We start from the raw sequence: 8,569 nt of genomic DNA on the forward strand, positions 1-8,569 counted from the left end.
GGAGGGGAGGAAGGAGATACTTATGATACACACGAGGAACATGCCCCTCTCAGATGACGTGGACCTTGACAGGCTGGCTGACATAACTCACGGCTTCGTTGGGGCGGATCTAGCCGCACTGGTGAGGGAGGCTGCGATGAGGGCTTTGAGAAGGCTCATGAAGGAAATCAACCTTCTTGAGAGCGAAAAAATTCCTCCAGAGGTTCTGGAGAGGCTCAAGGTTACAATGGATGACTTCATGGAGGCTTTCAAGGATATAACGCCCTCCGCCATGAGGGAGGTCGTGGTTCAGGTTCCTAACGTGAGATGGAATGACATAGGAGGACTTGAGAGCGTGAAGGAGGAGCTCAAGATGGCCGTCGAGTGGCCCCTAAAGTATCCGGAGCTATTCGAGGCGAGCGGAGCAAGGCAACCCAAGGGGATACTGCTCTTCGGCCCTCCCGGAACAGGGAAGACCCTACTGGCCAAGGCGGTGGCAAACGAGAGCGAGGCGAACTTCATAAGCGTGAAGGGACCTGAGATAATGAGCAAGTGGGTTGGGGAGAGCGAGAAGGCTGTCAGGATGATATTCAGGAGGGCCAGGCAGGTGGCCCCAGCGATAATATTCATAGATGAGATTGACTCCATCGCCCCGATCAGGGGATACTCGAGCGATTCGGGGGTCACCGAGAGGGTGATAAGTCAGCTACTCACTGAGATGGACGGTCTTGAGGAGCTGAGGAGGGTGGTGGTGATAGCTGCGACGAACAGGCCTGACCTCATAGATCCGGCCCTCCTGAGGCCAGGAAGGTTCGACAGGCTGATATACGTGCCACCACCGGACAGGGAGGCGAGGCTCCAGATACTCAAGATACACACCAGGGGCAAGCCCCTGGCCCAAGACGTCGATCTGGAGGAGCTGGCCTCGAGGACCGAGGGTTACACGGGAGCGGATCTAGCTAACCTGGTGAACCTAGCTACGCTGATGGCCCTCAGGGAGCACATAAACAAGTACAAGGATCCCAAGGAAGCCGTCGCTCACAAATCAGAGCTCATGGTCACGAGGAAGCACTTCGAGGAGGCTATGAAGAAGGTCAGACCCCTCGGGAGGGAGGAAATAGAGAGGTATGAGAGGTTGGCCGAGGAGTTCATGAGGAGGGTCTCGGCCTGATCCCTTTTATTTTTCACCCCACCGGTTGGCGCATGCCCCTCCGCGTCGGTATCAACGGCTTCGGTAGGATAGGGAGACAGGTTTTTAAGATAGGTTTGAGGAACCAAAAGCTGGATTTCGTCGCGATCAACGACGTGACGGAGCCGAAGGTGCTGGCTCACCTGCTCAAGTACGATTCGATCTTCGGGAGGTTCGGCGGGGAAGTGAGCTACAAGGAGTCCTCCATAGTGGTTAACGGGAAGGAGATCAGGGTTTTCAGTCAGAGGGATCCATCCTCCATTCCCTGGGATGAGCTGGGAGTTGATCTGGTGATAGAGGCATCGGGAGTGTTCACAAGAAGGGATGACGCGGCCAAGCACATCAGGGGGTCCGTCAAGAAGGTCGTGATAACGGCCCCCTCCAAGGGGGAGTCCGCTGACTACACCGTTGTGATGGGGGTCAACGAGGAGGGCATCGATGTGCGGAGGCACCATGTGATAAGCAACTCCTCCTGCACGACGAATGCCTTCGCCATAATGGTGAAGGTCCTGCATGAGAGATTCGGATTGAGGAGAGGAGTTATGACCACGGTCCATGCATACACGAACGATCAGAGGATACTGGACGCCCCCCACTCCGACCTCAGGAGGGCCAGGGCCGCGGCCATTTCGATAATCCCAACCTCGACGGGGGCGGCCAAGACGATAGAGCTCATATTCCCCGAGCTCAAGGGGAGGCTCTCGGCTATAGCTCTCAGGGTTCCAACATACGATGTCTCCCTGGTCGACTTCGCCGCCGAACTGGAGAGGAAGGTGAGCGTCGATGAGGTGAACGGGGCCTTCGAGGAGGAGGCCAAGGGAAGGCTTTCGAGGTACCTGGGAATAGCGGAGGACCCCATAGTCTCCGTGGACCTCATAGGGGATGAGCACAGCGTGGTCTTCGATCCCTCCCTGACGCAGGTGGTTGACGGCAACCTGGTCAAGGTCTTCGGTTGGTACGATAATGAGTGGGGTTACTCTGCTAGGGTGGTGGACCTGGTCGACTACCTGAGGGAGAGGATGGGGATCCAGTGATCCCCATTTCTCAGCTCATGAAAGGGTCGCTGGGGGCTTACTCTATGTATATGGCCGGCTTACCTGGGAGCGCCCTGCCGGCCCTCCCCCTGGGGTCGTATGAGGGGTTATCCTCATCCTCCACCACCACCTCCATGCCAAGCCTCCTCCTCAGGTAGTCCCTCGCGGACTCCAAGACGGATCTCTCCATCTCCCTATCCGGGAGCCAGGGCCATCCTCCGCTGGAGAGCTGCTTGACTATCTCCGAAACGGACTTGGCCCTCTCCCTGAAGGCATCTTCCCTCATGAGCTCGGGGATTATCCTCCTGGGATCGAGGCCCAGCTCGGTCCTCAGCTCATCCACCCTCCTGAAGAGCTCATACTTCCAGGATGAGGCCACGTAGACGTAAAGCTTGCTTCCAGATATCCCGGTCGAGGTGACGCTCCTGACATCATCGATGACGTTCAACAGCAGCCTGTAGGAGATCTCCGCCTCCCTGTACTCCGGCATCTCGTCCGGGGACGGCCACCTCGCCTTCGAGACGAATCCTTCCTCCCCTAGGATCTCCCAAACCTCCTCGGCCGTATGGGGCGCGAAAGGAGAGAGCAATCTCGCCCAAACGCCCAGTAGGAACTTCATCAGGGATCCGTTGACCTCAGATCCCTTGATCTCCAGGTAGTCCTCTACCTCGTTCAGGAGCAGGTAAATCACGTGGTGTATGGCCTCCCTGGTCCTGCACTCCTCCATCGCCTCTGTCACCTCCCTGACGTGGGACCTGAGGGCCGTGATAATCCACCTGTCCCAGAGATCACCGATTACGAGCTCCTTCTCGAAGTCCTTGAACCTCTGGGCCAGATCCAATATCCTGAGAAGCCTTTTGAGCGTGCTAACAGCCACTATTGGTGAGAAGTCCGCATCGGATGAGAGTTCTGCTGATCCAAGTACGGAGAGCCTTATAGGATCTGCTCCGAACATCTCCACGGCCTGGCCTATCGGTATTATGTTCCCCAGGGACTTGGACATCTTCTTCCCCTCCATGGTGACTGACCCGTTCACAACTATCTGCCTGGGCCAGAGCTCCCTGGGGAATATCGCCACGTGGTTGAATATGAAGAAAGTGAGGTGATTCCATATGAGATCCCTCCCGCTGTGCCTGGAGTCGAGCGGGTACCAGTAGAGGAACTCCTCCCTCATCATCCTGAGCGACTCGGCCGACAGGCCCTTCCTCCTCGCTATGTCCTCTGGATCCCCCATCCCCAGGAAAACGTGATCGAAGACCTCATCGTCCAGGCTCCCGGGGTCAACTTCACCGGAGTTTATGTACTTGCTTATCGTGTAGAAGGCCATGTATATCGTGGAATCGCTCAGGCTCTCTATTATCCAATCTGGATCGAAGGGAAGCCTCGTACCTAGGCCGCTCTTCCTGGCGCAGGCCTTCTCCCTCATCCAATCTATCGCTTCCTCGAACTCCCTCCTCAGCTCCTTTGGCACTATCCTCATCCCCCTCAGCGCCTCCCGAGCGAGTTCCTTCCACTCGGGGTTGGAGTAATCTATGAACCACTGATCCTCGACGACCCTCACCAAGACCTTAGCGCCGCACCTGCAGTAGACGGGGGAGTTCACGATCTCGAAGAAGATATGAGCCTTCCCATCCCTTATAAGGTCCTCCTTGACCCTCTCCTTAGCCTCTTTAACTGGTAAACCCGCGTAGGCCCCGGTATTGGATTTCATCCTTCCCAAGTGGTACTCCTTCGAGTAGACGAGCTGCGTAGCCTCCTCGGCCCTCGGGTCGAGCTGATCCCTCACCCCCAGGGACTCAACGGCATCCCTGGCCGGGAGCTCGGAGAAGCCCTCCACCTCTATTATTGAGATGGGAGCTATCTTTGAGATGAGCCCCTCGTCCAGATGGTACTTCCTGAGCACCTCGGGCCTCTTCATCAGGTCCCTGAGCGCGAGGAAGTCGTAGGGTGCATGACCCGGGACAGACATGACTATACCCGTCCCGTAATCGGCCCTGACGAAGTCAGCCGGTAACGCGGGAACCTCGCCTCCTGTAGCGGGGTTCCTGAAGTACCTACCGATCAACTCCCTTCCCTTTACCCTTCCAACCTCCCTAGCATTGAAACCTTGGAATCTGAGCTTCTGAAACGCCTCCTCTGAGACCACCCACCTCTCCCGGTCCACCTCGATGATGAGATAATCCAGCTCCGGGTTGACCCATATGTTAGTGACCCCGAAGACCGTCTCAGGCCTGTATGTGGCTGTGGGGAGTATGATGGAATCCCCCTCGAACTTTATCAGGACCACTTCAGCTATCTCAGGCTCAACATCACCCAAGGTATCATGCTGCCCAACTGCGTTATCGCATCTTGGACACCAACCGACAGGATGCCTTCCCTTGGTCAGATAACCCTTCTCATGAAGCTTGCGGAACTGCCAGCTGATGAACCTGTTGTAAGCCGGGTCCACTGTGGTGAACTCCCTCCTCCAGTCTATGGAGTACCCCATCAGCTTCATCCCCCTCTTTATCTCCTCATGGAAGTATCTGGCCATCTTCAGCGGATCCTCAAGCTCCTTCAGGACGTTCTTTGGTATCCCGTAGACCTCCAGGAACAGGTTCATCAGCTCCGCATCTCCCTCCCTGAGCCTCTTGCTCATGGCAAGTATCGGGGTGCCCGTGTAGTGGAAGGCCATGGGGAGAAGCACGTTGTAGCCCTGCATCCTCTTGAACCTGGCGTAGGCATCCGTGAGGCTGTAAGTCCTCCCGTGACCTATGTGCTGCGGGCTGTTGGGGTAAGGATAGGCGACCGTTAAGTAGAATTTCCTCGTTGATCGGTCGGGATCTGCTTCGAAGATCCTAGACTCCTCCCACCTAGCCTGCCACTTCTTCTCGATCTCCCTGATCCTCCTGACGAGATCCTCGGTCGACATTCCTCTCACTCCCCACCGGAGCCCGGGTCCGATTAAAAACGTGATCGGGAGGGATGCGGCCCCCATCCGGCATGGGGAAGCCTCAACCCGAGGTCGGGGATATCCTAGCTCAGGGTCCCTTTTAATATTGAACCGCATACGTTCAGTAGAGCTCGGGAAAGTGATTGGGATGGGTAGGAAGATAAGGGTGATGGTGTGTCCGGTCTGCGGTAGCTTAAATATAAGGAAGGCCTCACCCCTCTCAGGATGGTTGCTCCCGGATGAGTACTCGTGCCCTGACTGCGGGTACAGGGGCCCCGTGGTCGGAGAAGTAGAGGTAGATGAGGATGAGCTCGGGGAGGGAGGTTAGGGGCTTAGATCACCTTAATAAGGTGATCGGCGACCTAGGTCTGAGCGAGTACGCTAAGGTGCGGATATTGGGGAGCATGATCAAGGTGGAGGTCAGATATGACCCCCTGGAGAGGGAGAGGAGGACTCTTAACTCATGCAGGGCTCAGCTTAAGTCCCTTAACTCACAGAATGATATGGTATCGGGACAGTTGATTCAGCAGATAGATCAACTACTTAGGAGGACCGAGCTGGCCAGGATCGAGAGGGTGCTGGTCACAGCCCCATCGCCTGATGGCGTTAAACTCTTAGAGGAACAGCTGGTCTCCATACAGAAGGAGATAATCTACAGGAGGGTGGAGGTCAATGAGTTGAAGAGGTTGGTGAGGCTCTTCCTCTCCTACGTCAGGGAGTACCTGAGGGGGGCTTAGCGACCTTTCACAATATCGTTGATCAGTCATTCGTCTAACTGGGAAATTTTTGAATGCAAATATCAGATTAAAAAAATAAAATTTACATTTCTATAGTTATTGGAAGTGTGAGACAAATTTCACGTCGGATAATCACCCAAAATATTTATTAAGTAGGTCCGCTAAGTAAGCCCGGGGTGATGGTGTGGTCCTGCTAAAGTCCCACGTGAGGATACTGAAGGAGCTCGTGAGCAGGGGAGATAAGGGCGTGACGGCAAGCAAGCTGATATCCAAGAGGGAGTACAGGGTGAAGGTGATAAAGTTTCTGGAGAGCGAGGGTCTCGTCAGGGTTTCTTACAGTGGTGGCGGCATGCGCGTTTACGCCACCGAGAGGGCGAAGAAGCTCCTAGAGAGAATAGAGAAGGAGAGACCCGAGCTTTTAGTCAATGGCTAGATCCTCAAACCTCTCCATGAAGTAGTCGGATCCCTCTATTCTTCTCCCAACGCACACGACCTCGCATCCGAGTTCCCTTCCGGCTTCCACGTCCCATTGCGTGTCCCCGAAGAAGAGGCACCTCTCGGGCTTCACCCCAAGCGCATCAATGGCTATCCTCAACTGCTCCTTTCTTTTGAGGGATGACTCCCTCGTTACAATGACGTCGAAGAAGCCTAGGATGCCGAGCCTCTCCAAAACGGTCAGGGCGGGTCTCCTCGCCTGAAGGGTCACGAGGGCTACCTTCAGTCCCCTCTCCTTCATCCTCCTGAATATCTCCACGATCTTTTGGTTGAACTCCGCCCTTTCGGAGGCCATCTGCTCCGCCTCCTCGACTATCCTGAAGGCCACCTCCTCCTCCGCCTTGCTCCTCGCCGCCTCGGGTATGCTGGGGCCTAGGGGCCTCAGAGGGTGATCCCAGCCCATCTCCCTCCTTATCCTCTCCCTGAGGGAGTCCCAGTCTATCCCTAGGTCCACGAGGGTGCCGTCGAGATCGGTTATCACTGCCTCCTTACCCTGAAGAAGTTCGTCGAGCCGCAGTTTCCGCACCTCAGGTAAACTCCGAACCTCCCCAGCTTCGCCGACATCGGACCTCCGCATCTCGCACACCTCACCGGGGTCGATTCACAGTTTGAGATGCACCTCAAGTATGCCCTCTCCCTGCCGGCCTTAGTTTTAACCTTCCCTCTCACCAGTGGCAGTCCGCAGGAGCACCTCCCCTCTGCGAGCCTCTCCCCCTTGAGGAGGTTGTACTTGACATCGCACCCCTCTGGGAAGTTGGAGCAGACCAGAAAAAGGCCGTAGCTGCTCCTCCTCAGGTTCAGGGTTCCACCGCACTTGGGGCACTCGAAGGATGAGGAGGACTTGCACTCTAGGAGAGCTCCGTAGAGCCTCTCGGAGATGAGAGATTCATTCCTCTTGAACTCCTCCATTATCTCACTCAATCTCCCGAGCGACTCCCTTATGAAGACGCCCGGATCGAGCCTCCCGATCTCTATCTCGTTCATTCCCCTCTCCAAGCTCGCTGTGAGCTCGGGGTTCGTCAGGGAGGGGACGAACTCCTCCAGGACCTCGATGACGGCCTCCCCGAGCCTGGTGGGTTTGAGACTCCTCCCCTCAACGTAGCCCCTCTCCTTGAGCGTATCTATTATCTGTATCCTCGTGTTCTTCGTCCCTAGGCCTAGCCTCTCCATCTCCTTGATCAGGGAGACTTGGGAGTACCTCTTGGGGGGCTGCGTCTCCATCTCCTCAACCCTCACGTCCAATACCCTCAGCTCCTCCCCATCGGCCAGATCAGGTATCCTGACCTCCCTCTTGGCGTAGGGGTATACCCTGAGCCATCCCTCCTCAACGACCGTTTGACCTGAGGCCCTGAAGGTGAACTCGCCTACCTCGGCATCCACTCTGATCCTCCTCACCAGGGCATCGGGCGAGAGGGTGGCCAGGTTCCTCCTCGCTATGATCTCATAAACCTCCCTATGCTTCCCCTCCAGCTCCCCCTCTGGAACTCCGACAACGTGAATCGCTGGGTGAGCCGGATCGTCCTTCTTGCCCTCCACGGCCTCGCTCCTCATGTTCGCCAGCACGAAACCGGCCTCATCCCTCAGGGGAGGGTAACTTGCTATGAGCCTCACCATCCCCAGGAAGTCATCCCTCGACCAGTTCCTCGGGTACCTCTGGCTCTCGGTCCCTATGTAGCTTATCAGCCCGAGCTCGTATAGCCTCTGGGCTATCCCGCTCGACCTGTCCGCTATCATCTTAGGCGTGAGTCCCGTCAACAGGCTGACCTCGACCTGCAGGGAGGTGCCATCGAAGGGGGGAGGGGGCCTGAGCCTCCTCTCCTCGGAGCTGACTCTGGCCCTGAGAGTCATCCCCCTCACGACCTCAGCGGCCCTTGAGGCGTAATCCTGGCTCCATATCCTGCTCTCCCCCTTGGGTGGCAGAAGCTCGAGCGAGAACCCCCTATCCACCCTAACGATCACTCTGTAGTATTTCCTCGGGGTGAACCCCCTTATCTCCCGCTCCCTCCTGACTATCATGGAGAGAGTCGGTCCCTGAACCCTCCCCGAGCTCAGGAGCCTGACCCAACCCTTCCTCCTGGCGCTGAGGGTGAGCCCCCTCGAGATGTTGGCCCCCCACTCCAGATCAACGACCCTCCTCGTCCATCCGGCCTGGGCTCTGCTGTAATCGAAAGGCCGGAGGTTCCTGAATGACTCCCTTATCTCC

Annotated in this window: 8 protein-coding genes; 5 read left to right on the plus strand and 3 right to left on the minus strand. The window is 56.6% G+C overall.

Annotation, left to right across the window (positions count from 1 at the left end; all coding sequences use genetic code 11):
- On the plus strand, positions 1-1,150 hold a 1,150-nt coding region (locus BA066_05505; GenBank protein RDD53228.1), incomplete at its 5' end, for an AAA family ATPase.
- A gap of 32 nt (positions 1,151-1,182) precedes the next feature.
- The gene (gene gap, locus BA066_05510; GenBank protein ID RDD53229.1) at positions 1,183-2,202 is read left to right on the plus strand and encodes a type I glyceraldehyde-3-phosphate dehydrogenase; all 1,020 of its coding nucleotides are present in this window, start codon (positions 1,183-1,185) and stop codon (positions 2,200-2,202) included.
- A 37-nt stretch (positions 2,203-2,239) separates the two neighbouring features.
- Here gap and leuS read toward each other — a convergent pair whose 3' ends face one another.
- Entirely contained in the window at positions 2,240-5,113 is a 2,874-nt protein-coding gene (gene leuS, locus BA066_05515) for a leucine--tRNA ligase (GenBank protein RDD53230.1), read from the minus strand.
- Between the two features lie 160 nt (positions 5,114-5,273).
- On the opposite strand from leuS, the gene BA066_05520 reads away from it, so the two are divergent.
- The 3 genes from BA066_05520 (at position 5,274) to BA066_05530 (ending at position 6,304) form a co-directional block, all read left to right on the plus strand.
- Positions 5,274-5,462, plus strand: coding sequence for a hypothetical protein (locus BA066_05520; protein RDD53231.1), 189 nt, complete (start codon positions 5,274-5,276; stop codon positions 5,460-5,462).
- Positions 5,434-5,871 (plus strand): hypothetical protein, encoded by a 438-nt coding sequence (locus BA066_05525; protein RDD53232.1) that lies wholly within the window; start codon positions 5,434-5,436, stop codon positions 5,869-5,871. Before BA066_05520 ends, BA066_05525 begins: the two co-directional genes overlap by 29 nt.
- A gap of 184 nt (positions 5,872-6,055) precedes the next feature.
- A complete protein-coding gene (locus tag BA066_05530) occupies positions 6,056-6,304 on the plus strand; it encodes a hypothetical protein (GenBank protein ID RDD53233.1) in 249 nt (82 codons plus the stop codon).
- On the opposite strand, the gene BA066_05535 is transcribed toward BA066_05530, so the two are convergent.
- Positions 6,290-6,943 (minus strand): HAD family hydrolase, encoded by a 654-nt coding sequence (locus BA066_05535; protein ID RDD53234.1) that lies wholly within the window; start codon positions 6,941-6,943, stop codon positions 6,290-6,292. The genes BA066_05530 and BA066_05535 overlap by 15 nt on opposite strands.
- Positions 6,844-8,569, minus strand: a 1,726-nt coding sequence (locus BA066_05540; GenBank protein RDD53235.1) for a hypothetical protein, incomplete at its 5' end; no start/stop codon positions are given. The genes BA066_05535 and BA066_05540, both read right to left, overlap by 100 nt.

This window comes from Candidatus Korarchaeota archaeon NZ13-K (genome assembly GCA_003344655.1).
Lineage (GTDB): Archaea > Korarchaeota > Korarchaeia > Korarchaeales > Korarchaeaceae > Korarchaeum.